The sequence below is a fragment of the Rhizobium sp. 01T444 genome (assembly GCF_056398305.1).
Window position 1 is genome coordinate 413,754 of sequence record NZ_JBFTPD010000001.1, and the last position, 24,447, is coordinate 438,200.

26 protein-coding genes are annotated in these 24,447 nt (G+C 60.0%); 12 read left to right on the forward strand and 14 right to left on the reverse strand.

Annotation, left to right across the window (positions count from 1 at the left end):
* Positions 1-6: 6 nt before the first annotated feature.
* The 6 genes from truA to AC1DTN_RS02020 all read right to left on the reverse strand — a co-directional run bounded on the left by truA (position 7) and on the right by AC1DTN_RS02020 (position 4,626).
* Positions 7-813, reverse strand: coding sequence for a tRNA pseudouridine(38-40) synthase TruA (truA, locus tag AC1DTN_RS01995; protein ID WP_477919789.1), 807 nt, complete (start codon positions 811-813; stop codon positions 7-9).
* Positions 813-1,748 (reverse strand): methionyl-tRNA formyltransferase, encoded by a 936-nt coding sequence (fmt, locus tag AC1DTN_RS02000; protein ID WP_477919790.1) that lies wholly within the window; start codon positions 1,746-1,748, stop codon positions 813-815. Before fmt ends, truA begins: the two co-directional genes overlap by 1 nt.
* 20 nt (positions 1,749-1,768) lie before the next feature.
* The gene (locus AC1DTN_RS02005) at positions 1,769-2,191 is read right to left on the reverse strand and encodes a PIN domain-containing protein (RefSeq protein WP_477919791.1); all 423 of its coding nucleotides are present in this window, start codon (positions 2,189-2,191) and stop codon (positions 1,769-1,771) included.
* Positions 2,188-2,451, reverse strand: coding sequence for a FitA-like ribbon-helix-helix domain-containing protein (locus AC1DTN_RS02010; protein WP_113325074.1), 264 nt, complete (start codon positions 2,449-2,451; stop codon positions 2,188-2,190). The genes AC1DTN_RS02005 and AC1DTN_RS02010 overlap by 4 nt, the downstream gene beginning before the upstream one ends.
* A 63-nt stretch (positions 2,452-2,514) precedes the next feature.
* Positions 2,515-3,030, reverse strand: a complete 516-nt coding sequence (gene def / locus AC1DTN_RS02015) for a peptide deformylase (protein ID WP_113325084.1) — start codon at positions 3,028-3,030, stop codon at positions 2,515-2,517.
* Between the two features lie 96 nt (positions 3,031-3,126).
* Positions 3,127-4,626, reverse strand: coding sequence for a methyl-accepting chemotaxis protein (locus AC1DTN_RS02020; RefSeq protein ID WP_439013954.1), 1,500 nt, complete (start codon positions 4,624-4,626; stop codon positions 3,127-3,129).
* 193 nt (positions 4,627-4,819) lie between these two features.
* Between AC1DTN_RS02020 and AC1DTN_RS02025 the strand changes: the two genes are divergently transcribed.
* From AC1DTN_RS02025 to AC1DTN_RS02035, 3 genes are all read left to right on the forward strand, one after another.
* Entirely contained in the window at positions 4,820-6,043 is a 1,224-nt protein-coding gene (locus AC1DTN_RS02025) for a DNA recombination protein RmuC (RefSeq protein WP_113325072.1), read from the forward strand.
* A gap of 44 nt (positions 6,044-6,087) precedes the next feature.
* Positions 6,088-6,987 (forward strand): ribokinase, encoded by a 900-nt coding sequence (locus AC1DTN_RS02030; RefSeq protein WP_477919792.1) that lies wholly within the window; start codon positions 6,088-6,090, stop codon positions 6,985-6,987.
* Positions 6,988-7,227: 240 nt separating this feature from the next.
* Positions 7,228-9,567, forward strand: coding sequence for a methyl-accepting chemotaxis protein (locus AC1DTN_RS02035; RefSeq protein ID WP_477919793.1), 2,340 nt, complete (start codon positions 7,228-7,230; stop codon positions 9,565-9,567).
* A gap of 70 nt (positions 9,568-9,637) precedes the next feature.
* Here AC1DTN_RS02035 and ptsN read toward each other — a convergent pair whose 3' ends face one another.
* From ptsN to lptC, 6 genes are all read right to left on the reverse strand, one after another.
* Entirely contained in the window at positions 9,638-10,102 is a 465-nt protein-coding gene (gene ptsN, locus AC1DTN_RS02040) for a PTS IIA-like nitrogen regulatory protein PtsN (protein ID WP_029868958.1), read from the reverse strand.
* Between the two features lie 72 nt (positions 10,103-10,174).
* Positions 10,175-10,756 (reverse strand): ribosome hibernation-promoting factor, HPF/YfiA family, encoded by a 582-nt coding sequence (hpf, locus tag AC1DTN_RS02045; RefSeq protein ID WP_007814977.1) that lies wholly within the window; start codon positions 10,754-10,756, stop codon positions 10,175-10,177.
* A gap of 323 nt (positions 10,757-11,079) precedes the next feature.
* The gene (gene rpoN / locus AC1DTN_RS02050; RefSeq protein WP_477919794.1) at positions 11,080-12,630 is read right to left on the reverse strand and encodes an RNA polymerase factor sigma-54; all 1,551 of its coding nucleotides are present in this window, start codon (positions 12,628-12,630) and stop codon (positions 11,080-11,082) included.
* A gap of 156 nt (positions 12,631-12,786) precedes the next feature.
* Positions 12,787-13,587: an LPS export ABC transporter ATP-binding protein gene (gene lptB / locus AC1DTN_RS02055; RefSeq protein WP_113325068.1), complete on the reverse strand. Its 801-nt coding sequence runs from the start codon at positions 13,585-13,587 to the stop codon at positions 12,787-12,789.
* 16 nt (positions 13,588-13,603) lie between these two features.
* Positions 13,604-14,254, reverse strand: a complete 651-nt coding sequence (locus AC1DTN_RS02060; protein WP_113325067.1) for an LptA/OstA family protein — start codon at positions 14,252-14,254, stop codon at positions 13,604-13,606.
* A 13-nt stretch (positions 14,255-14,267) separates the two neighbouring features.
* Positions 14,268-14,933 (reverse strand): LPS export ABC transporter periplasmic protein LptC, encoded by a 666-nt coding sequence (lptC, locus tag AC1DTN_RS02065; protein WP_477919796.1) that lies wholly within the window; start codon positions 14,931-14,933, stop codon positions 14,268-14,270.
* Between the two features lie 223 nt (positions 14,934-15,156).
* Between lptC and sppA the strand changes: the two genes are divergently transcribed.
* The 3 genes from sppA to AC1DTN_RS02080 all read left to right on the forward strand — a co-directional run bounded on the left by sppA (position 15,157) and on the right by AC1DTN_RS02080 (position 16,870).
* Positions 15,157-16,107: a signal peptide peptidase SppA gene (gene sppA, locus AC1DTN_RS02070; RefSeq protein ID WP_113325065.1), complete on the forward strand. Its 951-nt coding sequence runs from the start codon at positions 15,157-15,159 to the stop codon at positions 16,105-16,107.
* 30 nt (positions 16,108-16,137) lie between these two features.
* Positions 16,138-16,437 (forward strand): integration host factor subunit beta, encoded by a 300-nt coding sequence (locus AC1DTN_RS02075; RefSeq protein ID WP_003544934.1) that lies wholly within the window; start codon positions 16,138-16,140, stop codon positions 16,435-16,437.
* Between the two features lie 100 nt (positions 16,438-16,537).
* The gene (locus AC1DTN_RS02080; protein ID WP_037100920.1) at positions 16,538-16,870 is read left to right on the forward strand and encodes a LapA family protein; all 333 of its coding nucleotides are present in this window, start codon (positions 16,538-16,540) and stop codon (positions 16,868-16,870) included.
* A 6-nt stretch (positions 16,871-16,876) separates the two neighbouring features.
* Here AC1DTN_RS02080 and AC1DTN_RS02085 read toward each other — a convergent pair whose 3' ends face one another.
* Both AC1DTN_RS02085 and AC1DTN_RS02090 read right to left on the reverse strand, forming a co-directional pair.
* The gene (locus tag AC1DTN_RS02085; RefSeq protein WP_113325064.1) at positions 16,877-17,320 is read right to left on the reverse strand and encodes a GNAT family N-acetyltransferase; all 444 of its coding nucleotides are present in this window, start codon (positions 17,318-17,320) and stop codon (positions 16,877-16,879) included.
* A gap of 45 nt (positions 17,321-17,365) precedes the next feature.
* On the reverse strand, positions 17,366-17,818 hold the full coding sequence (locus tag AC1DTN_RS02090) for an SRPBCC family protein (RefSeq protein WP_113325063.1): 453 nt from the start codon (positions 17,816-17,818) through the stop codon (positions 17,366-17,368).
* A 114-nt stretch (positions 17,819-17,932) separates the two neighbouring features.
* Here AC1DTN_RS02090 and AC1DTN_RS02095 point away from each other — a divergent pair, with 114 nt between their 5' ends.
* From AC1DTN_RS02095 to AC1DTN_RS02120, 6 genes are all read left to right on the forward strand, one after another.
* On the forward strand, positions 17,933-19,030 hold the full coding sequence (locus AC1DTN_RS02095) for a class I SAM-dependent methyltransferase (RefSeq protein ID WP_477919798.1): 1,098 nt from the start codon (positions 17,933-17,935) through the stop codon (positions 19,028-19,030).
* On the forward strand, positions 19,027-19,884 hold the full coding sequence (locus AC1DTN_RS02100) for a TrmH family RNA methyltransferase (RefSeq protein ID WP_113325061.1): 858 nt from the start codon (positions 19,027-19,029) through the stop codon (positions 19,882-19,884). The genes AC1DTN_RS02095 and AC1DTN_RS02100 overlap by 4 nt, the downstream gene beginning before the upstream one ends.
* Positions 19,881-20,387: a signal peptidase II gene (lspA, locus tag AC1DTN_RS02105; protein ID WP_477919799.1), complete on the forward strand. Its 507-nt coding sequence runs from the start codon at positions 19,881-19,883 to the stop codon at positions 20,385-20,387. Before AC1DTN_RS02100 ends, lspA begins: the two co-directional genes overlap by 4 nt.
* 55 nt (positions 20,388-20,442) lie before the next feature.
* Positions 20,443-22,677 (forward strand): hybrid sensor histidine kinase/response regulator, encoded by a 2,235-nt coding sequence (locus tag AC1DTN_RS02110; RefSeq protein ID WP_477919801.1) that lies wholly within the window; start codon positions 20,443-20,445, stop codon positions 22,675-22,677.
* 108 nt (positions 22,678-22,785) lie between these two features.
* Positions 22,786-23,661, forward strand: coding sequence for a l-ornithine N(alpha)-acyltransferase (olsB, locus tag AC1DTN_RS02115; RefSeq protein WP_477919802.1), 876 nt, complete (start codon positions 22,786-22,788; stop codon positions 23,659-23,661).
* A 118-nt stretch (positions 23,662-23,779) separates the two neighbouring features.
* Positions 23,780-24,415 carry a bleomycin resistance protein gene (locus AC1DTN_RS02120; RefSeq protein WP_477919804.1) on the forward strand — a complete coding sequence of 212 codons (636 nt, stop codon included), beginning with the start codon at positions 23,780-23,782 and terminating at the stop codon, positions 24,413-24,415.
* Positions 24,416-24,447: the final 32 nt, after the last annotated feature.

Below are 24,447 nucleotides of genomic sequence, written 5' to 3' on the forward strand. Positions count from 1 at the left end.
GCCGGATTACGATAGATCGTCACCATCGCCGTTTTCATCCACCGCTTTGCGGCGATCCGTGATCACCTGGGGATAATCCACCTGCATGAAATAGAGCCCATCCGGCGGAGCCACGGGGCCGCAGGCCTTGCGGTCACGCGCCTCAAGTGCTGCCCGCACATCGTCAGGCGTCCACTTGCCTTCGCCTGCAAGCTTCAGAGTTCCTGCAAAGGAACGGATCTGATTGTGCAGGAAACTCTGGGCGGTGGCACGGATCTCAACCAGTTCGCCATTACGGGTCACATCCAGCCGGTCGAGCGTGCGCACGGGGCTGTTTGCCTGGCAGTGAGCCGAACGGAAAGTCGAGAAATCATTCCTGCCGACGAGGGTCTGGGCTGCTGCATGCATGACTTCATGATCGAGCGTCTTCGGCACCCACCATGCCTTGCCCGCCTCCAGCGCCAACGGCGCGCGACGGCTGATGATGCGGTAGAGATAATGCCGGCGGAGCGCGGAGAAGCGCGCGTCGAAGAATTCGCTCGCGGCCTCGACATCAAGGATCGCCACTTTCTCACCCGCAAGCTTCAGATGGGCATTCAGTGCATTCTGCAGCTTGAAGGGCGACCAGTCCTTCGAAAGATCGGCATGGATGACCTGCCCCATGGCGTGGACGCCGGAATCGGTGCGGCCCGCGCCGCGAGCTGACACGGTATCGCCGCTTGCCGAGAAGATCGCCTTTTCGATCGCGCCCTGCACCGAAGGTCCATTGTCCTGTCGCTGCCATCCGACATAGGGGCCGCCGTCATATTCGACGATCATGCGGTATCGCGGCATCAGACGAGCCTCGTGCCCGCAGCAAGCGGTGTGCCGCGCAGGAAATCGGCAGCGGCGAGCGGTTTGCCGCCGGCCTTCTGAAGCTTCGTGAGGCGGACGGCGCCCGCCCCGCAGGCAACCACAAGATCATCGGTCAGAAGTGCGCCGGCTGCGCCCTCACCCGCCGCAAGTTCGGAGCCGAGAACCTTGATGCGCTCCGCCTTGCCATTGCTCTCAAGCTCGAACCAGGCGCCCGGGAAAGGTGCGAGGCCGCGGATATGATTGTGAACATCTTTGGCGTCGCGGCTGAAATCGATACGCGTTTCCGCCTTGTCGATCTTGGTGGCATAGAGCACGCCTTCGGCCTGCTGAGGCGTCAGCGGCAGATCGTCCATCTCCAGCTTGACCATGGCCTCGGCCATCGCCTTCGCGCCTGTTTGCATCAGGCGGTCGTGCAGTTCGCCAGCCGTCATGTTCGGGCCGATCTCGACTTCACGAGTCAGCGCGACATCGCCTGTATCGAGGCCCTTGTCCATCTTCATGACCATCATGCCGGTCTTCTCGTCGCCGGCCATGATCGCCCGCTGGATGGGCGCAGCACCGCGCCAGCGCGGCAACAGCGAGGCATGGCCATTATAACAGCCGTAACGCGTGCCGGTCAGGATAGCCTCGGGCAGCAGCAGGCCATAGGCAACGACGACGCCGACATCGGCACCCAAGGCACGGAAGCGCTCACGCTCTTGAGGATCCTTAAAATTGACCGGCGTGAAGACCGGGAGGCCAAGCAGCTCGGCCGCCTGGTGCACCGGCGATTTCTGGAGATCGAGCCCGCGCCGTCCGCCCGGCCGTGGCGGTTGAGTATAGACAGCCACGATCTGATGGCCGGCGTCGACGAGCAGGCGCAGCGTCGGGACGGAGAAGTCGGGCGTTCCCATGAAAACGATACGAAGAGACATTCTATCTCGCCAATTGAGGATCAACCGTCTTCAAACGGGTTTACGAGCTTGAGATCAAGCCCTTCGAAATCTTTTGTGTTGCGGGTTGCAAGCGTCGCACCGTGCACAAGGCAGATGGCCGCGATCACGGCGTCTTTCGTCTCCATTCTTCGACCGCGCTTTTCACGCGCCGCCCTGAGTGCACCGTAACGATGCGCTGCGGCCAGGGTGAACGGAATTATCCTGCCCGAAAATGCCTCCTCAAGACGAAGATAGTCCTGCATCAGCGCCTCTCGCCGCTTGCCTTCTGGCAAGAGAGACAAACCGTAGTGGATTTCTGCAACACTGATAGTCGTCAGATAAAGGTCGGCTCTGTCAAAGCCGTTCAACCAATGCAGCAATCGCTCGCTATATTTACTGCCTTCCAACTCGGAGATGACGTTCGTATCTAGAACGACGCTCATTCGTGGAATTTCGGTGGAGCACGGTCCGCTTCATGCCGTGCAGTTTCTATCGCTGATAGCTCGTCATCGGTCCAGCGTTCAGCCCCGAGAAGACCACGCAGCCATTCTCCTGCCGGCTGCCGATCTTCGCGCAAGGTGCTGAGTGAGCGACGCAGATGGATGATCGCTTCCTCCGAAAGGCTGCGTCCGTTCTCCCGCGCGCGATTTTGAAGCTCGTGCTTCAGGGCATCATCCAAGTTTCGGATCAGAAGATCACCCATTAACAGCTCCTATGATATCATCGATATCATAAGGCGCGGCCGCAACATTTTCAATGCTGCAACTCAGAGCGCCTTGGACTTGGAAGCCTTGGTGAACTTCTTGATGACCATTTCGCGCTTCAGCCGCGAGATGTGATCGATGAAGAGCACGCCGTTCAGATGATCGATCTCATGCTGGAGACAGGTAGCGAGCAGACCGTCGGCCACCACACTCTGTTCTTTGCCTTCACGGTCGAGATATTTGACGGTGACCTGCGCTGGCCGCTCCACTTCCGCATAATAGTCGGGAATGGAAAGGCAGCCTTCCTCATAGACGGAACGGTCATCCGAGGAGCTGACGATCTCCGGATTGATGAAGACGAGCGGCTGTTTTTCCTCGCCTTCCTTCGAAAGATCGATGACGAGCATGCGGCGTGGAACGCCGACCTGGATTGCGGCAAGGCCGATGCCCGGCGCGTCATACATTGTTTCCAGCATATCGTCCGTAAGGCGCTGGAGATCGGCGTCGACCCGCTCGATCGGCTTGGAAACCTGACGGAGAACGGGATCGGGAAGAATGATGAGTGGCTTGATGGTCATGGCGTTCCCATAACCCATCTTTTCAAACTAGGGAATTATCCGCCGGGCAGGGATTGCGGTTTTTTGCAGCGCCTGCCCGGATTTTGCCTGGATTATTCAGGCTGCGCGGCGGGCGGTACCGGCAACCTGCCGACCTTCAGTACGAGCGCGGAAACGCTGCAGCAGTTCGATGAGGTTCTCGACCCCATCCTTCAGCCTGCGGGTTTCGGCAGACGTACGCTCGACCATGCCGGAATTCTGCTGAGTGATGGTGTCCATGTTGCGGATCGCCACGCTCACCTCGTTGACGCCAGTCGCCTGATCGCGGGCGGCAGCCGCAATATCGGCGACGAAGCTGTTGATGATGTCGATACGGCTGATCATGTCGCTCAGCGCCTCACCAGTGCTGCTGACGATGTTGACGCCCTCGTTCACCTGCGTCGAGCTTTCGGAGATCAGATTCTTGATCGCTTTGGCGGCATCGGCCGTGCGCTGGGCAAGCTGACGGACTTCCTGTGCGACGACCGCAAAGCCCTTGCCGGCATCACCGGCACGCGCAGCTTCGACGCCGGCATTCAGTGCCAGCAGGTTGGTCTGGAAAGCAATCTCATCGATGACGCCGATGATCTTGGCGATTTCGGTGGAGGACTTTTCGATGCCCGCCATGGCCGAAACGGCGCTGGTGACGAGTTCGCCGGAATTCTTGGCTTTCTCCTGCGTTTCGCGCACGGCGCCGGACGCCTTTTCGGCGTTGGCGGCGGTCTGGCTGACGCTGACGGAGAGCTGTTGCAGCGCAGCCGAGCTCTCTTCGACGCCGGCTGCCTGCTGCGCGGTGCGCAAGGCGAGATCGTCCGTTGCCTTGGACATCACATCGGCACCTTCGAGAATGTGGCCGGACGTGGTGCGGACAGATGTGAAAGATTCGCGAAGAGCGTTGACGGCCCTGTTATAGTCTTCAGCCATTTGGCGAAAATTCCCGGGCAGATCGGCAGGAAGGGTCGCTTCGAGATCGCCACGCGAGAGTGCTTCGAGGCCGCGGCGCAGATGTTCCAGTGCCAACGCCTGATCGGCTTCTGAGCGGGCGCGTTCTTCTTCCAGCGCGTGGCGCTTTTCCTCGAGCGCTTCCAGATAGACGGAGATGGAATAATCCATGTCGAGCATCGCCGCCTTGATGACGGCGGTCAGCTTTTCGGCAAGCGCCTTTCCCTGCTGACGGGCAAAGAGCGATGGCCACTGCTTTTCCATCAGGCCCCGGACGAGCTCAGACATGACAAGCGCATAGCCGCCGATATACCAGCGCGGCTCCAGGCCGATGCGGGCATGGGTGCGGCCGACGGCAGTAACACCATTCACATAGCTTTCGTCGAAATTGCCACCCGAAAGATTGCCCCAATGTTCCTGCTGGCGCTTCTTGGCGTGGCCCATATGGGCCTTGTTGGAGAAGAAGCCTGCGACCGCCGGGGTCTTTGCGAGCTTGCTGTAGAACTTGTCGAGTGCGCCGCCGAGAAGCTCCGAGATCGCCGGCCGTAGCTCCCGCAGGTTCTTGCGCGCCTCATCGTCAAGCTCAATGAAGTCAAGGCGCTGCCTGAGGGCATTGTCGGTCTGGTGGGAAGTCATGGGGGATCTCTATCTGGCGCGAATGCGGAGGGAAATTGCAGCGCCAGATTTGGCGAATATGGTTTAGCAATCGTTAAGTGGGCGGCTGATTTTTCTTCCGTTACAGCAAATTAGCGTCGTTCGTATTGGTGATACGGTGTGGATTGTTCACGTTTTGATCTGGATATCGCCGCTTATTTTGTTATGGTGCAGCATGACCATGACATCCGACTCACTCACTATTTCCCTGCCGATACTGAGCCCCGGCGTGCTTGCACTTGCCGGCGGCGCACTCGCCGTTCTCATTCTGGTGACAATCGTGTTTGCCTTGCGCAATGCCGGCATCCGTCGCGAGCAAGCCGAAGAAGCCAATCTTCGCGCCGCGGAAAGCGAGGCGCGCATGGCTGAGCTTCTGAAAATACAGGCGGAGATGCAGGGACGCATCTCGACCATGACGGAAGTCTTCGGTGCACGGCAGGCCGAGCTCAATCACGCGATCAACCAGCGGCTCGACGGCATGTCACAGCGCATGAGCTCGACGCTGACCGAGCAGACGAAATCAACGCACGACAACCTGCAGAAACTGCAGGAGCGCCTGGCGGTGATCGATGTCGCCCAGAACAATATCCAGACGCTCGCCAAGGATGTCGTCGGGCTGCAGGCCATTCTTTCCAACAAGCAGACGCGTGGGGCTTTCGGCCAGTCGCGCATGGAAACGATCGTCGCCGATGGCCTGCCGATGGGCGCCTATGCCTTCCAGCAGACGCTTTCCAACGGCTCGCGCCCGGACTGCACGATCAGGATGCCGAATGGGGCACCGCCGCTCGTCATCGATGCCAAATTTCCGCTTGAGGCATGGAACGCGATCCGCGATGCAGGCGGCGCGGACGCCGGTAAGCTTGCTGGTCAGCAGTTTCGCCGTGACATGGAAGTTCACATCAAGGATATTTCCGAGAAATATCTGATCCAGGGCGAGACGCAGGAGACGGCTTTCCTTTTCGTTCCCTCAGAATCGATCTTCGCTGAAATTCACGAAAATTTCGAAGGGATCGTGCAGAAGGCGCACCGCGCACGCATCGTTATCGTCTCGCCTTCGCTCTTGATGCTGTCAATCCAGGTCATTCAGGCCGTGCTCAAAGACCAGCGCATGCGGGCGCAGGCGCATGTCATCCAGGGAGAAGTCGCCCTCCTCATGGACGATCTCGGCCGGCTCGACGAGCGCGTACGCAAGCTGCAGGGACATTTTTCCCAGACGCAGCGCGACGTGGACCAGATCATTACCTCAGCGGACAAGCTCACCAAGCGCGGCGCGAAGATCGAGGCGCTGGAATTCGAAGCAGGCGGCGACGGCAAGCCAACCCGCGAGAACGAGCCGGCGGCGAAATCCGTCGAAAGCCGAACTGGTTTGCTCAAGCTCAGGGTGGTTGACGAGGAGTGATCGCTTCGGCAGTGTCGCGGCCCGAAGCAAGGGACGGACATGCCATGATCACAGTTTTCGGCTCCATCAATATGGACCTTATCGCCACCACCGAGCGCCTGCCGAAGCCCGGCGAAACAGTTGCCGGCAACAGCTTCGCAACGGCTGCCGGTGGCAAAGGCGCCAATCAGGCGCTCGCCGCCCGGCGAGCAGGCCGCTATGTCCATATGGCGGGCGCTGTCGGCAAGGATGCCTTTGCCCAGGGCGCCCTTGAACTGCTCGACGGCGCAGGCACCGACCTTTCCCGCGTCAGCCATGTCGAGGGGCCGACGGGCACAGCTCTCATTCTCGTCGGCGGCGACGGCGAGAACATGATCGCGGTCATTCCCGGCGCGAACGGCAAGGTGAGCGGCGACAATGCAGAGGCCGCCGTCAACGCCATGAACGAGGGCGATATACTCATGCTGCAGCTCGAAGTTCCCGTCGAGGCGGTCGAGCGCGCGCTTGCTGCCTCTCGCGCCAAGGGCATCACTAGCATTCTCAATCTCGCGCCGCTTATTCCGGATGCGCCGCGCCTCGGCCGGCTGGCCGATATCGTCATTGCCAATGAAACCGAGTTCGAGCGGCTGGCGGGACAGGAAAACATGAGTGCCGGTGACCGCGAGGCGGCGTTGGAGCGCCTGCATGCCGAGACCGGCCAGACGCTGATCGTCACGCTCGGCGGCGATGGCGTCATCGCGATCCGGGATGGCCAGATTTCCCGGGCGCAGGGCCTCGTCATCGAACCCGTCGATACTGTCGGCGCCGGCGATACGTTCTGCGGTTACTTCGCAGCAAGCCTCGATGAGGGGCTGGATTTCGACTCGGCGCTGCGCCGTGCAGCGGTCGCCGGCTCACTCGCCTGCCTGAAGCCGGGGGCACAACCCTCCATTCCGCTCGCAGCCGAAGTCGCAGACAGAATATAGTCCAGTCCAGCCGCGAACAATCGATAAAAAGCCACCCCTAGTTTTGGGGTGGCTTTCCGGATTTGCTGCCGAAACATAGCGAATTTCATTCAAATTTAAGAGGTTTCTGGCGATCCTTCGGGCGATCGCCACCTCGTTCATCTTCGAGGCGGTCAACCCCACGGCTGCTCCATGATAGAGCGTGCCTTACCCGCTGCGCCGGAGAATGGCCCTTCGGTGCCTCCTTGCCCCGAGGAATCTATGTTCATTTTCAGAATGAAATCGCTTGCGGCGAAGCTCATCGTCATTACCGGTGCCGCCATTGCACTGGTGCTTGTCGTTTCGAACCTCTTCCTCATCGACCAGACCCGTAACCGCGTCCAGACCCTGACGCTGGATCAGGCCAATTCGGAAGCCAAGTCGATCGCCAACGAGATTGCAGCCAATGTCGGCGAGCTTGCGAGTGCTGCCCGCACCATGTCGGGCGTCGTCGGACGCGGACATGAAGGCAAGATCCTCGATCGCAAGGGCATCATCAGCATTCTGAAGGCCAATCTCGAACAGAACGCTTTCGCCTTCGGCAGCTGGTTCTGCGAGCAGCTTGGCGCCTTCGACGGCAAGACCACGGAAATCGCCAACAACAATGATGAAGGCACCAACAAGGTCGGCGCCTTCACGCCTTACTGGTCGAAGAACAGGACCGGTGACATCCAGTTCTCGACCTTCGACAATGACTATACCGCAGAGTGGTGGAAGCTCGCCGCCGACAGCGGCAAGGGTGCGATCACGGCGCCCTACCTCGCCGAAGGCACCGACGTTCCGACCCTGCTGACTTCGATTGCCTATCCGATCATGTCCGGTGGCAAGATGATCGGTGTGGAAGGCGTCGATATCTCGCTGAAGTCGCTCACCGACAAGGTGCAGGCGCTGCGCCCCTTCGGCTCCGGCCGTGTAACGCTGATCGCCCAGAACGGCAACTGGATCGTCGCTCCGACCCCCGACCTAATGTCGAAGCCTTATGGCGACAATCCTGGCTCGGCTGACGTAAAGGCTGCGCTTTCGTCCATGAAGGTCGGCCTCGTCAAGAACCTCAGCTTCGACGGCCTCGATCCCTTCGACCGCGTCGTCTATCCCTTCGCAGTTCCCGGCCTGAACGCCAACTGGGTCGTGCTGGTCGACGTCCCGCACACGGCGATCAATGCTCCGGTTCAGGACCAGACCTTCATGATGGTCATCAACGGCATCATCGTCCTCGGCGCCGTGCTGCTCGCCCTCTACTTCGCCGTCCGCGCGCTTGTTCAGCGTCCGCTCGCTGGCCTCGTTTCCAGCGTCAAGGCGCTGAGCGACGGAAAATACGACGAAACGGTTGCCGGCCAGAACCGTGCCGATGAAATCGGCTCGGTCGCCAAGGCTCTCGAAGGCTTCCGCTTCGCGCTTGCCGATACGCGGCGTCTCGAAGCCGAGGCCGACAACCAGCGCCTTGCCGCCGAAACCGAACGCGGTCGCTCGGAATCGGAACGCCAACAATCGGTCAACCTGCAGCGTCACATCGTCTCGATCGTCGGTGCAGGCCTTTCCGAATTGTCACAGGGCAATCTCGGCCACCGCATTACAGAGGAATTCCCCGGCGAATACGGCAAGTTGAAGCAGGACTTCAATGCCGCTCTGGCAAGCCTCGAGGAAACCATCAACACGATGAGCCTCAGCGTCATCAATATCGGTTCGGGTACGGGCGAAATCAGCAACAGCGCCTCCGACCTTGCCAAGCGCACCGAGCAGCAGGCGGCAAGTCTGGAAGAGACGGCAGCGGCGCTCAACGAGCTGACCGCCCAGGTCAATTCCAGCGCCGAGAACGCCCGCACCGCAGCTGACAACGTCAATCTCGCTTGCGAAGACGCCGAGAAATCAGGTGAAGTGGTGCAGAAGGCGATTGCCTCCATGCACGGTATCGAACAGTCCTCGACGGAAGTTTCGCGCATCATCGGTGTTATCGACGAGATCGCCTTCCAGACGAATCTTCTGGCTCTGAACGCCGGTGTCGAAGCGGCCCGCGCCGGTGAAGCAGGCAAGGGCTTTGCAGTCGTCGCACAGGAAGTCCGGGAGCTCGCTCAGCGTTCGGCGAATGCCGCCAAGGAGATCAAGACACTCATCAACACCTCGGCCGTCCAAGTCAAGGAAGGCGTCGATCTCGTCGGCCGCGCCGGCGACACGCTGCACAAGATTGCCGAGCAGGTGATGGGCATCAACGGCCTTATCCGTCAGATCTCGGCCTCGGCCAGCGAACAAGCCATCGGCCTGAAGGAGATCAACCAGGCCGTGAACCAGATGGACCAGGTCACGCAGCAGAACGCCGCGATGGTGGAAGAAACCACTGCTGCCAGCGTGACGCTGAACGACGAGGCCCAGACGCTGAAGACACTGGTCACCCGCTTCCGCGTCTCCGGCCAGCGAAATGCCGCGACAGCACTGCGCTCCACCGCACAGCAGATGCGCGCACCGGCTGCGCCGGCGCCACGCGCGGCTGCTCCGGCACCGCGTCGGGCCGTTGCACAGTCTCGCGGCTCAGCCGCTGTTGCCCAGGACAATTGGGAAGAGTTCTGATCGCTGATCGCATGACAAGAAAAAGGCGCCTGAGCGATCAGGCGCCTTTTTTTGCATTCCGGGTAGATCGTCAGGCAGCGTTCGACGTCTGCTCTTCATTGAGGAAGGCATAAATCGCCGAAGCGGAATCGGTCGCGCGCAGCTTGGCGACCAGATCGTGGTCGCGCAGGACACGGGCGATGCGCGAAAGCGCCTTGAGGTGATCGGCACCGGCGCCTTCCGGCGCCAGAAGCAGAAACACCAGATCGACCGGCTGGTCGTCCAGCGCTTCGAAATCGACGGGCTGTTCCAGCCGGGCGAAAATGCCGACGATGGAGTGGATATTGACGAGCTTGCCGTGGGGAATGGCGATGCCGTTGCCGACACCGGTCGAGCCCAAGCGTTCGCGCTGCAGGATCACATCGAAGATTTCCCGTTCGGAAAGCCCCGTAGTCCTGGAGGCTTTTGCTGCCAATTCCTGAAGCAACTGTTTCTTGGAATTTACCCTGAGGGCGGGAATGATCGCATCCTGGTGCAGCAAATCTGCCAATGCCATTTCTTTTTCCTTCTGTCGCCGAGAGCACGGGTCCGGGGGAGCGGCGCCCGGCGCCGCTCCCCCGCCCTGATCTCAGCCTTTGATATTGGCCGAATCGATCCAGCCAATATTTCCGTCGTGACGACGGTAAACGATGTTGAGCTGTTCCTTGCCGGGGCTGCGGAACAGGAGAAGCGGCTCGTCGGTCATGTCGAGCGCCATGACGGCGGTTGCAACAGACATCGTCTTGAGCTGCTTGGTGCTTTCGGCGACGATGGCCGGAGCGAAATCGTCCGGAACCTCGTCTTCATGATCGGGAACCGCGTCCATGACGGTATAGGCAACTTCTGCAAAGCCGTTACCGTTCAGATGATTTCCGGCGTGGTGATCCTTGAGCTTCCGTTTGTAGCGGCGCAGCCGCTTCTCGATACGCTCGGATGCCGCATCAAAGGCAATCTGCGGATCCATGGCCTCGCCTGCCGCATGCAGCACGACGCCGCTATCGAGATGAAGCTTGCAATCGGCGGAAAAACGGGAGTTCGACTTCTCCACGATCACCTGACCGGAATATCCCCCGTCGAAGTATTTCGTGACGGCCAAACCGATTTGGTCCTCGATCTTTTGACGGAAGGAGTCACCAATTTCCATATGTTTACCGGATACACGCACACTCATGGAGTTTCCCTTCTTATGGTAGTTTGCGAGTATCAGTTTACGCCAAGCCTCAACCTCATCCAAGCACTTCGCGCAATCTCAAGCAAGATGAGCTCAAGTCTGCGTGTCCTTGGTGCCTTGAGGATGATGGGGATAATGCCCGGATGCCCTTCGCTGCTCCGATTGCGGCGGGCTTCTAGCGACAGCCTCCCGGAAAGTCAATAGCCCGGCACAGCGAGGTCTAGCATACGCGGAAAACGTGCACTGAAAATCCCCTGAAATTGGGATGTCTCCGCCATCAACGGTTCCAGGCGGCGATCATTGGCTCGCCCCGACGTTGCAAGTCAGAAACCGGCGACCTTGGCCAGTGCGCGCTTTTCCCTGCGGCGCTGGACGGAAGAGGCGATGTTCATCGCCTCGCGGTATTTGGCGACCGTACGACGAGCGAGATCGATGCCGCCCTTTTTGAGCATATCGACGATATCATCATCGGAGAGTACCGCATCCGGGCTTTCCTGCAGGATCAGCGTCCGGATCTTGTGGCGAACTGCTTCAGCCGAATGACTGTCACCGCCCTCGACGGCGCTAATCGAAACCGTGAAAAAGTATTTCAGTTCGAAGAGGCCGCGCGGCGTCAGCATGTATTTATTCGACGTGACACGGCTGACCGTCGATTCATGCATCTTGATCGCCTCGGCCACCGTCTTCAGGTTCAGCGGCCGCAGATGATCGACGCCGTGCAAGAGGAAGGCATCCTGCTGGCGCACGATCTCGCTTGCGACCTTCATGATGGTCTTGGCGCGCTGATCCAGGCTGCGCGTCAGCCAGTTGGCGGTCTGCAGACATTCGGAGAGGAAGGCGTGATCCTCGCCGTTCTTCGCGACGCGCGAAAAATAGGACTGATTGACGAGGACCCGCGGCAGCGTATCCGGGTTGAGCTCGACCAGCCAGGCGCCATCCGAGGAGGGGCGGACCACGACGTCAGGCATGATCGCCTCTGAAACGCCAGCCTCGAAACCGCTGCCGGGCTTCGGATTGAGTTGGCGGATTTCGGCGAGCATGTCGAGCAGGTCTTCCTCATCGACGCCGCAGAGGCGTTTCAGGGTGACGAAGTCGCGGCGCGCCAGCAATTCGAGATTTTCGACCAGCGCCTGCATGGCGGGATCGAAACGATCCTTCTGGCGAAGCTGGATCGCCAGGCATTCGGCAAGGCTACGGGCGAACACGCCGGGCGGATCGAGCGTCTGCAGCGCTGAGAGCACGCGCTCGATGTCATCTGCATCGGTACCGAGACGCTCGCCGGCTTCCGCGACATCGGCCTGCAGATAGCCGGCATCGTCGAGCTGATCGACCAGATTCTGGGCAATCAGGCGATCGGCCATATCGGGCAATATGAAGGGTATCTGCTGGGCAAGGTGGTCGCGCAAAGAGACCTGACCGGCGACGAACTCATCGAGATCGTAATTGCTGTCAGCACCTTCGGCGCTGCCCGGCATGGATTTCCACTGGCTGATGAGTTCGGGGGCGTCGAGGCGCTGCGGTGCGCCGTCATCGGGGAAGACATTGGTGTAATTGGCATCCAGCTCGTCACTCAGCCGGCTTGAGCTGCCATTATCGTACCAGTCGCCGGACAGCGTTTCGCCGCGATCCTCATATTCGCCGTCCCCCGCACCATCCGTTTGCTGCGGGTATGGTTCGTCCGCAGCCTCGCCGCGTTCCCCGGCCTCGCCCTCGTCCGACGGAAGTTCCAGAAGTGGGTTCTTCTCCACTTCCTGGGCGATGAACTGAGTGAGTTCGACATGCGTCATCTGCAGCAACTGGATGGATTGCATCAGTTGCGGTGTCATCACCAGGGACTGGTTCTGTCGCAGAAAAAGATTGGCAGACAGGGCCATGGCGGACGCGAAACTCCCTCGACTCCTCCAGGAAACCGCGTCTGATGAAGATTTCAGGCCACGGAATTCCGAGTTGGCCCAAAAATTGCTTTTTTATCCTACTTGGTCAAGCGGAACCTATGCCGCAGCCGCAATTTTCTGTCGTCCAGGACCGGTTCAGAGACTGAAATTGTCGCCCAAGTAAAGCCGGCGCACTTCCGGATTGTTGACGATGTCGTTCGCGCGTCCATGGGTCAGCACTTCGCCAGCATGGATAATATAGGCCCGGTCGATCAGCCCCAACGTCTCACGCACATTGTGGTCGGTGATGAGAACGCCAATGCCGCGTGCCGTCAAATGATGCACGAGGTTCTGAATATCGGCAACCGAGATCGGGTCGACACCTGCAAAGGGCTCGTCGAGCAGCATGAAGGTCGGGTCGGTCGCAAGTGCGCGGGCAATTTCCAGGCGTCGGCGTTCACCGCCCGAGAGAGCCACGGCGGCACTCTTGCGGAGCTTCGCGATGTGAAACTCCTCAAGCAGTTCGTCGAGCTTGCGCTCACGCGCCGTCTTGTCCTTTTCATGCACCTCAAGGACGGCGCGGATATTCTCCTCCACCGTCAGCCCACGGAAGATCGAGGCTTCCTGCGGCAAGTAGCCGACGCCGAGGCGGGAGCGACGATACATCGGCATCGTCGTCACGTCGTTGCCGTCGATTTCGATCGTTCCCTCATCAACAGGCACGAGGCCGGTGATCATGTAGAAACAGGTCGTCTTACCGGCACCGTTAGGCCCCAGCAGGCCCACAGCCTCACCACGCCGCACGACTAGCGAGACGCCATTGACGACACGCCGCGTCGCATAGGTCTTGGTCAGACCGCGTGCGATCAGCGTTCCCTGATAACGAGCCTTGTCGACAGGAGCCGCGGCTTCCGTCGCGGCTCTGCCGGACTTGGTGGATAGAGAGAATAGCTTCACGTGAAAGGCCGACTTCTCAGTTCTGCTTTGGCTGCTGACTCGGCTGCGATTTTGGATCGAGCTGAATCTGGACACGACCACCGCAGCTTTCAAGCTCCGCCTGACCGGTCGCCATGTGAACCGTGAGCTGGCAGCCGGTAAAGACGTTCGGGCCATCGGTCAGCACGACCTTCTTGCCCGTGAGGATAAAGACCTGCGAGGTCATATCGAAATTGCCATCATCGGCGGTCGCCGTCTGCGTACCCGACGTCAGGTAAACCTTGTCGGTCACCAGGATCTTATCGATATCGGCACTACCCGAGGCAAGCGAGCTCGACTGTTCTGCAGCGACCGGAGCCGTCTCGGCAGCAGGTGCCGGCTTGGTGGCAGCATCGCCCGCTGCCGGCTGCTTCGCCTTGTCTTTGTAATAGACCGTCATCTTGCCGGCCTGCAACGTCGTCGTGCCCTGAACAACCTTGACGTCGCCAGTGAAGAGCGCCGTGTGTTCCTGGTCATGGATTTCCAGCTTGTTGCTTTCAATCTGGATCGGCTGATCGCTGGAAAGCTTCATGCCAGGCATCGTCGTCGACTGGGCGGCCGCCCCCGCGACCGACAGGACGAAGGCAAGCGCGCCTGTGATAAAAGCTACGCCAGTCTTGCGAGTTGAAATGCGACAATCTTTTGTCATGTGACCCGGCTCTTTAGGTGCCCTGTTTATGGATGGTGGATGAATCAACATTCATGCGAACGTTCCCCTCGAATGTGATCACGCGCCCCTTATCGGTTATATTCATCGACCGCGCAACAATCGAAGCATTGTCCTTGGTAATTCTGACGGGATCATCCGTCGTCATGTTTCCACCCTTGATATCAAGGTGTGCAGACTGAAAATTCGCAACGAGACCGCTGCTCAGAACAAGCGTGAACGGCGCCGTCATATGCAGGCTATCCGTGGCACGATTGAAATCCGCCGTCGCCGCGGTAACGCGGGCCATCAAGCCGTCATTCATCGGCACGGCAGCCTTGATCGTCTCCAGCGTGATGAAGTCGGGATTGCGGATATCCTGCAGCGCGCGTTCGGCGAGCATCGAATAGTTGATGCCATCGGAGTTGCGGCCGGCGATTGCCGGCTTTTCCATCACGACCTTACCGTTCTCAATTTTGGCGCCCTCGATCTTGATGGTTTCCGGCAGGTAAGTGCGGATCACCGAGACGGCGATGAAGATGAGGGAAATGATGAGGGCTGCGCCCGGCAGCAAGAACTTCAGGCGGCGGACACGCGCGGAATGGAACCGGGCAAGGCCATAGGCACTGTCCTTTGGCCCCGCGTATGCGGGCTTCCCGTTGTTCCTGAGGGTATCGAGCATATGCCTGGTCCGTGTGTGATGATCGTGCCGCTTATATAGCAATGCCGGGCGCCAATCACAGTTCGTTTCGCATTATTACATTGGCTTGCCAATATGGATTTTTTTCTGCAACAAGCAACTAAACCGAAAATAGCAGGTTCCCGAGGCATTTTCTCGCGGCAGCGTGCGCCTTATCTCCCCAGCGGCGGAGTACCGCCGTTGGGTTTCGTCTCTGGAGGTTGGAATGGACAGCTCGATCATCGCAGACCGCCGGCTGCTGCGCCGCAGGCTTGGCTTCTGGCGCCTTGCCGCGGTCGTGCTGCTCGTCGCGCTCGGCTTTGCGCTTTATAATTTTGCCTTCAGCGAAGGCAGCACCGCGCGGCCCCATATCGCCCATGTGACGATCTCCGGCCTGATCACCGATGATGACGAGTTGCTCGAGCGACTGGAAAAGATCAAGGACAATGATCAGGTCAAGGCAGTCGTGATCTCGATCTCCTCGCCGGGCGGCACGACCTATGGCGGCGAAAAGATCTTCAAGGCGATCCGGGCGATTGCGGAAAAGAAGCCCGTCGTCTCCGACGTCAGGACGCTTGCAGCCTCCGCAGGCTATATGATTGCGACGGCCGGCGATACGATCATCGCGGGCGAAAGCTCGATCACTGGCTCGATCGGCGTCATCTTCCAATACCCGCAGATCCAGCCACTGCTCGACAAACTCGGCGTCTCGTTGCAGGAGATCAAATCCTCTCCGCTCAAGGCCGAGCCCTCGCCGTTCCACGACACCAGTGAAGAAGCCAAGGCCATGATCCGCAACATGGTTCTCGACAGTTACGACTGGTTCGTCAACCTCGTTGCCGACCGGCGCAAATTGCCGCATGACGAAGTGCTGAAGCTTGCCGACGGAACGATCTACACGGGCCGGCAAGCGCTGAAGGTGAAACTCATCGATGCGGTCGGTGGACAGCCGGAAATTCGCGCCTATCTGACCTCCCGAAACGTCAGCGACAAACTGCCGGTCGTCGACTGGGACAAGAAGAGCAATACGCCCTTCTTACTCGCTGGAGCTGTTTCCCGGTTGATTACGATCCTTGGTTATGGTGATCTTGTCAAAAGTCAGGATCTCAACGGCATCCTGCCCCCAAAGTTGCTTCTTGACGGGCTGCTTTCAGTTTGGCAGGTTGGCCAGGATTGAACAAGAAATCAATAATTTAAGGGGGCGACCGTGATCAAGTCCGAATTGGTGCAGATTGTTGCGGCACGCAATCCGCATCTCTACCACCGCGATGTTGAAAATATCGTCAATGCGGTCCTCGACGAGATCACTGATGCGCTTGCCGCCGGCAACCGCGTCGAACTGCGCGGCTTCGGTGCATTTTCCGTAAAGAACCGCCCTTCCCGTTCCGGCCGCAACCCGCGCACCGGCGATACGGTCTTCGTCGAGGAGAAGTGGGTCCCCTTCTTCAAGACCGGCAAGGAACTGCGCGAGCGCCTGAACCCCGGACAAGCCGACGAAGAGGATTGATCCTCGGCATCAGGCATCAAGCCGCACTTGAACTTCTCCGCCGCACTTCTATTCTGGCGTCAACGAAGCTTGCCTTCGCTAAACCGGCGCGGAGACCGACATGACCAAGAAGATCATCAACCTTTTGATTTTGCTGCCGCTTGGCGTCATCCTGATCATCTTCTGCGTCGCCAACCGGCAGAGCGTAACGCTTGCCTTCAATCCGTTCCGGCCGGAGGATCAGGTTCTTTCCCTGGCCGCGCCTTTCTTCGTTTTCCTGCTGATCGCTTTCATCATCGGCATGCTGGTGGGCTCTGCTGCGACCTGGTTCAACCAGGGCAAGCACCGCAAGCGCGCACGCGTCGAAGCCAAGGAGGCTATCCGCTGGCAGGGCGAAGCAGATCGTCACAAGACGCGCGCGGAAGAGATCGTCGGGCAGTTGCCCTCGCGATGATTGCCGTTATTCCACTGGCGCCGGGGTGAAACTCAGCTCTTCATAATCGCCTTCGGGTGAGGCGCCTCTGCCGGTGACCTGAAAGCCATGTGCCAGATAGAAGGCCTTGGCGTCGCGGTTGTTGACGAGACATTTCAGCCGATAGTTATGCTCTGGCCAGCCGGGGAGCGATTGCAGCAGGGCGGTTCCCGCGCCTTTGCCCTGGAATTCGGGCAGGATATAGAGCATGTGGATGAAATCATCCGCCGCCCAGATCGAGATAAAACCGGCGATCTTCCCGTCGAGTGCCTCGCAGACGGAAACGACCTCGCCGTTGGTATGGGCGGCAAAATCCTCCCGATGAAACTTGCCGGGATCAACCCAGGTGAAGGTCTGGCGCCGGACAGACAGGTAGATGTCGGCAAGCTGCGTCACGTCTTCGGCGCAATTGGGTCGGATTTTCCAGGTCATCGGTCTTGCGTAAAAGGGATTAAGGAGGATGCCAAGCCCATGTGCCTAGCCTGCGGCCTTTTCGATGACGGCCGCATTGAAGCTCCCCCAGAAGCGTCGCGCGAGCTTTTCCAGCGTGGTGCGGATCAGCCGGCCGCCGAGCTCGGCAATCCGGCCACCCGTATCGCCGTCCGCACTATAACGCAGCAGGGTGTGCAGCCCCTCATCCACCAAGGTGACATCGGCTTCGCCCCTGGCAAAGCCAGCAATGCCGCCCCGCCCTTCCGCGGCGATGGTGTAACTGCGCGGCGCATCGACATTCGAAAGCTTGATCTCGCCGTGGAACGTCACAGAAAACAGGCCGAAGCCGACTTTGACGGTTGCGAGGAATTGCGTGGGCGACAGCTTTTCTACGCTCTGGCAGCCGGGAATGCATTGCCTGATGATATCAGGATCGTTCATGGCCGCCCATACAACATCCCGCCGCGCGGCGATGCGTTCCTCCCCGATCAGATCCATCAGCAATTCCCCATTTCCATGGTCTGACCATATCATAGCGGGAAAGCGCTTTGCCAAGGTCGGGCGGAATGCTATTTGCACTGGCTCAATTGAATTAAGACGCGGAAGACCACGTTGAAACAAAGAGAACGCCGGCCTGGCGCGAAGGTAGCGACAGGCCCTTCCGGCGGACGCCGCTCCGATGTGCGGCCTGCAAAGCCGGAAAAGACGCCCGCTAAGGCGACACCAGCGCGCGAACAGCGCCCACCGGCAGCCGTTCCAGCGGTAATAGAACGCCCGCTGACCGCGCGCCACGGCGAGCGGCCTGCAGAGCGCGTGCCTGTCATCCTCGAATCGACGGGTGCCGGCGATTTCCATCTGATCGACAGCGGCAACGGTCAGAAGCTTGAACAATACGGCCCCTATCGGATCGTGCGGCCCGAGGGACAGGCACTTTGGCAGCCGTCGCTGCCCGCCCATGTCTGGGAGAAGGTCGATGCTGCCTTCACCGGCGATACGGATGAAGAAGGCACCGGCCGCTGGCGTTTTCCGAAGGAAGCGCTTGGCGAAACCTGGCCGCTCAACCTGCTCGGCGTCGATTTCTTCGGCCGCTTCACCTCTTTCCGGCATGTCGGGGTCTTTCCAGAGCAGATCGTTCACTGGAGCTGGATGAAACAACAGGTGGAAAGCGCCGGACGGCCGCTGAAGGTGCTGAACCTTTTCGGTTATACGGGCGTTGCCTCGCTGGTCGCCGCGGCTGCCGGTGCGGAAGTCACCCATGTCGATGCCTCGAAAAAGGCGATCGGCTGGGCGCGTGAGAACCAGGCGTTGGGACGCATGGAAAAGCTGCCGATCCGCTGGATCTGCGAAGATGCGATGAAATTCATCCTTCGTGAGGAACGGCGCGGCAGCCAGTACGACATTATCCTCACCGACCCGCCGAAATTCGGCCGCGGTCCGAATGGCGAGGTCTGGCACCTTTTCGAGCACCTGCCGTTGATGCTGGATATCTGCCGCGAGATCCTGTCGCCGAAGGCGGTTGGCCTCGTGCTGACGGCCTATTCGATCCGGGCAAGCTTCTATTCCATCCATGAACTGATGCGCGAGACGATGCGCGGCGCAGGCGGCGTCGTCGAGTCAGGGGAACTCGTCATCCGCGAGGGTGGCCTCGACGGCAAGACGCCGGGCCGCGCACTCTCCACATCTCTCTTTTCCCGCTGGGTGCCGAAATGAACGAATTCCACGATCGCGGCCCTCGCAAGGTCGGGCAGGTGAAGGAAGTCACCTCGCTTGCCAATCCGATCATCAAGGACATCAAGGCGCTGACCAACAAGAAGTCGCGCGAAGAGAGCGGCACCTTCATGGCCGAAGGGCTGAAGCTCGTCATCGATGCGATCGAGCTCGGCTGGACGATCCGTACACTCGTCTATGCCAAGGCCGCCAAGGGCAAGCCGCTGGTCGAACAGATGGCAGCAAAGACCGTCGCATCCGGTGGGCTCGTGCTCGAGGTCAACGAAAAGGTGATTTCCTCCATCACTCGGCGCGACAATCCGCAGATGGTGGTCGGCATTTTCGAAACACGCTGGGCGAAGCTTAGGGATATCAGGCCGAAGGATGGCGAAACCTGGGTAGCGCTCGACCGCGTGCGCGATCCCGGCAATCTAGGAACGATCATCCGCACGGCCGATGCGGCCGGGGCTTCTGGCGTCATCCTTGTCGGCGAGACGACCGATCCCTTCTCGCTGGAAACGGTGCGGGCCACCATGGGCTCGGTCTTTGCCGTTCCGGTTGCCCATGCGACGGCAGAGGAATTCACCGCCTGGAAGAAGCATGCCGGCGTTTCCGTTGTTGCGACCCACCTTGCCGGCTCGGTCGATTACCGCACGATCGATTACAAGAAAAAACCGGTCGTGCTGTTGATGGGCAACGAACAATCCGGCCTGCCGGACCAGCTTGCCAAGGAAGCCGATGCGCTTGCCCGCATTCCCCAGCAGGGCCGCGCCGATTCCCTCAATCTCGCCGTTGCCACCGCCGTCATGCTTTTCGAGGCACGCCGCCATCTCCTCTCACTGTCCGAGGGCAAATGACTGATCTTGCGACCGCACGCCCGGCGCTCTTCTCGCGACCGCTGCCGATCCTGATCTTCATCGTGATCGCCGTCATCCTCGACCAGATCGTCAAGATCGCCGTCGATCATTACCTGCCGCTGCAGGAAGCGATTCCCGTCATTCCGATGCTGGCGCTCTACCGCACCTACAATCTCGGCGTCGCCTTCTCGATGCTGTCGGGTATGGACGGCTGGTTCATCGTGGGGATGCGTCTGATCATCGTCGCTTTCGTGCTTTATCTCTGGCATCGCACCGCCAAGGACCGCTGGCTGGCGCATCTCGGATATGCGCTCATCATTGCGGGGGCGATCGGCAATCTCATCGACCGTTTCACCTATGGCCATGTGATCGACTACATCCTCTTCCACACGGAAACCTGGTCTTTCGCCGTGTTCAATCTCGCTGACAGTTTCATCACTGTCGGCGCCGGCTGCGTCATTCTCGATGAGATGCTGCAGAAGCCGAAAAAGGCGGATCACTAAATTTTTAGCGGATTCCTGAAAACATTCGGAACGGGCAATATGTTAGCTGAACTGCATGCAGAGTATGGCGCAGCTACAGGAACGATTGTCCGCCGCGTTTGGCGGAGCCGCCGTTAGGGCCTATCGAGGCCGGACGGCGGGTGAATTGACGTCGCCGGCTACCCTTCGCTCCCTGCATCCATTGCTCTTTCATTGGCTCGGCGGAGCAGGTCTCATTTCGGCGATCCTGCTGCTATTGCTTTCTCATTGGGGCAGTCCGCTCATGGCAGTCCTCGGCCTCATCCTGATCGCCGCGATTGCAGGCTATCTTGCCCTTCTTTTCAGGAACGGAAACCGGCCCGGCGGCCGTAGCCCGGAGACGACGGAACGCGTCGATGCAACCGGCCTGCTCGGCACGGTCCATGACGTGCTCGGCGATATCGTCGTCACCCGCATGATGGACCGGCGCATCATCGGCACCAACGAGACGTTCCGCAGCCTTACCGGGCGCGCCAAACCCGAAGGCCAGACCTGTGAGGAGATCGGCCTTGCCTTCCGTCCCGGCCCGCAGCCGCATCGATACGATGTGGAGATTTCGACACCGGCAGGACAGCGCATCTTTCTCTGGCACGATGTCGTGACCCGTGATCCGGCAAACGGACGCCTGCTTCTGCAGAGCATCGCGCGCGACGTGACCGAAGAGCGGCTTGCCGCCGAAAGCCGCGAGGAGGCACGGCAGAAGGCAGAATATAACAGCGCCGCCAAATCGCGGCTGCTCGCCACGGTCAGCCACGAAATCCGCACGCCTCTGTCAGGCATTCTCGGCATGGCGCATCTGATTTCTGAAACGAAGCTGACGCAGGAACAGCAGAACTATCTGACCAGCATCCGCCAGTCCGGCCATGCGCTGACGCAGCTGGTCGAGGATCTGCTTGACTTCTCCACCATCGAGGTCGGCCGTTTCGAACTCCGCCCGAGATCGGAATCGCTGCGCAAGCTCGTCGAAAGCGTCGTGGAAATGCTGGCGCACCGCGCCCATGAAAAGGGTATCGAGATCGGCGCTACGGTCTCTGCCGATGTGCCGGAGCTGATGAGCTTCGATCCGGCGCGGCTGCGGCAGGTGCTTTTCAATGTCATCGGCAATGCGGTGAAATTCACGCAGACCGGCGGCGTCTTCATTCGTGTCTCCAGGGCGGCTGGCGAGCTGTCGATTACCGTCAACGATACCGGGCCTGGCATGACGGCGGAGGAACAGGCGCGCATATTCGGGGAATTCGAACAGGGCGGCCCGCTTGCCCAGAAGAGCAACGGCACAGGCCTCGGCCTTGCAATCTCCGCCCGCATCATGCGTGAATTCGGCGGTTCGCTGACAGTTGCAAGCGAGAGGGGCAAGGGCAGCCAGTTCACCATTCGCTTCCCCGTCGAACTTTCGGAAGAGGATAAAGCCACCAGGAATGCACTGCTGGCGGGAAACAGTATCGTGCTGCTTGCCCCGGCGGGTGCAGCGCGCACGGCGATTGCCGAGACGATCACGACGCTCGGCGGGCGCTGCCACCTCGTCGCTGGCGGCGAGGCGGCGCGCGAGAGCCTGCTGTCGCTCGCCCGCAGCGGCGAGCGGCCGACCGATATCATCGTCGATCACCGCATGTCCGAGGAATTCTCGCTGCATATCGCCGACCGCACGGAGATCGCGGCACTCGGCCTGCGCAAGGTGCTGCTCGTCAATCCGGAAGAGCGTAACTCCTATTCGCTCGACCTCTTCGATGCGTGGCTGATCCGACCGCTGCGCGAGCAGTCGCTGATCGACGTGCTGCGCGGACGCATGCGTGGCATGGAGAAGCGCGATGCTCTGAACGACAACCAGCCCGGCCTCGGCCCGTCCATTGCAGAACGGACGGCGGTGGGCGACGGCCTTTCCGTCCTCCTCGGCGAGGACGATCCGATCAACGCCGTGCTGGTGCGCGTCATGCTGGAAAAAGGCGGCCATTCCGTCAGGCATGTGGATGATTTCGAAACCCTGCTCGATTGTGCGCTTGGTGACGACAGGCCCGACATCATCATCAGCGATCTTTCCATGCCCGGCGGCAACGGTATCGACATGCTCGGACGCCTGCGCGGACACGAACGTCGGCTCGATCTTCAACCGATTCCGGTCATCGTTTTGACTGCGGACAAGAGCGACGAATCGCGGCGACAGGTCTTGCTCAACGGCGCCAATCGCGTCATGGTGAAACCGGTGGATCCGGTCAGGCTGCTCACCGAAGTACAGGCGGTTGTTGCTCTTTCAGCCCGCCGGGCTGAGGCGCGCTAAAGCTGGGGAAAACGGCACGTTTCTTGCGTGCACAATTTCGGTATGTCACTTTCCTGTCGTACATAAGTGTTTTATGGCGTGTGATAGGCCGGAGACGGGAGAATCGCCATGTCTGTTGACATCCTTAATTGTGACGCCACTGCCGAGGCCGCTCGGCCATCGACGGCCGCCGCCCCGAAGGAAGGCGACATTCTCGGCCGCATCGGCAATTTAGAGACCCGCCTTGCCCGCAGCGCGCGTGAGATCGATGCCGCGCAGGCCGTGCGCTACCGCGTTTTCGTCGAGGAAATGAAGGCTCAGCTGCCAGCGGACGCCATGCGCCGCGAGCGGGACTTCGATGCCTATGACGCCTTCTGCGACCATCTCCTCGTTCTCGACCGCTCGATCGAGGGCGATGCCGAAGACCAGATCGTCGGTACCTACCGCCTGCTCAGACAGGACGTCGCCATGTCCAATGGCGGTTTTTACTCGGCTTCGGAATTTGCGATCAACGAGCTCATTGCCCGCCACCCCGACAAGCGCTTCATGGAGCTCGGCCGCTCCTGCGTGCTGCCGGAATACCGCACAAAGCGCATCGTCGAACTGCTATGGCAGGGCAATTGGGCCTATGCGCTGAAGCACGGCATGAGCGCCATGTTCGGCTGCGCTTCCTTCCCGGGCGTTTACCCGGAAAGTCATGCGCTGGCTCTCTCCTTCCTCTATCACAGCGTCCTCGCCAAGGATGAATGGGCCGTCAGCGCGCTGCCGCATCTGGCGCGCGACATGGACCTGATGCCGGCTGAAGGTGTCAACCCGAAAAGAGCGCTGATGGCGCTGCCGCCGCTCATCAAGGGTTACCTGCGCCTCGGTGCAATGGTCGGCTCCCACGCTGTCGTCGATCAGGCGTTCAACACGACCGACGTGCTGATCGTGCTGCCGATATCAAGCATTTCCGACCGGTATCTCAATTATTACGGTGCGGATGCAGGCCGTTTTGCAAGCTGATGGCTGCCGCTTGACGGCGGTGCCTCGCCAATTCATTCTCTTTCGGCGTTTTCAGTAGGGCGCATCGGCAATGGTGCCGGCTGGGCTATGCCCGCCTACAACATCAAAACCTTGCGCCATGCCGAATTTCGAAAATCTCAGGAAGAAAGCTAAGCGGTTCAAACGGTGGCATCAGGATCGTTATTATCCTGTTGCAGCGGAAATCCGCTATTGGCTTGCCCGCTACCGCCATCTCAGTGACCGGCAAATCCTCGAGCTTGAGTTCAAGCTTGCGGATGCGCAGGAACTGGTGGCGGCGCAGGAGGGGTTCGAAAGCTGGGCGGCGCTGAAAAAGGAACTCGCCGACATGAGTGGAACAGCCGAACAAAAATCCACATCCCAACCGACGCTGCTCGATGCCCAGCCGCAGCTTTTCGTGAGCGATATCCAGGCCGCCTGCGATTTCTACACACAGAAGCTCGGCTTCGCCCTCGCCTTCATTTATGGCGAACCGCCCTTCTACGCACAGGTCGTTCGCGGTGCGGCGAGGCTCAATCTCCGGCACGTTGACATGCCGGCCTTCCATCCGGAGCTTCGCCAGCGCGACAGGGATATCCTCTCGGCGACGATTACGCTTGATGACGTGAAGGCGCTTTTTCTCGAATACACCGCAAACGGCGTTCCGTTTCATCAGCCGCTGAGGCTGGAACCCTGGGGCGCGCGAACATTCATCATATGCGATCCGGATGGAAATCTGATCGCTTTTGCAGGCTAAGCTCGTCTGAGGCGGACCACACTAGCGGTCCG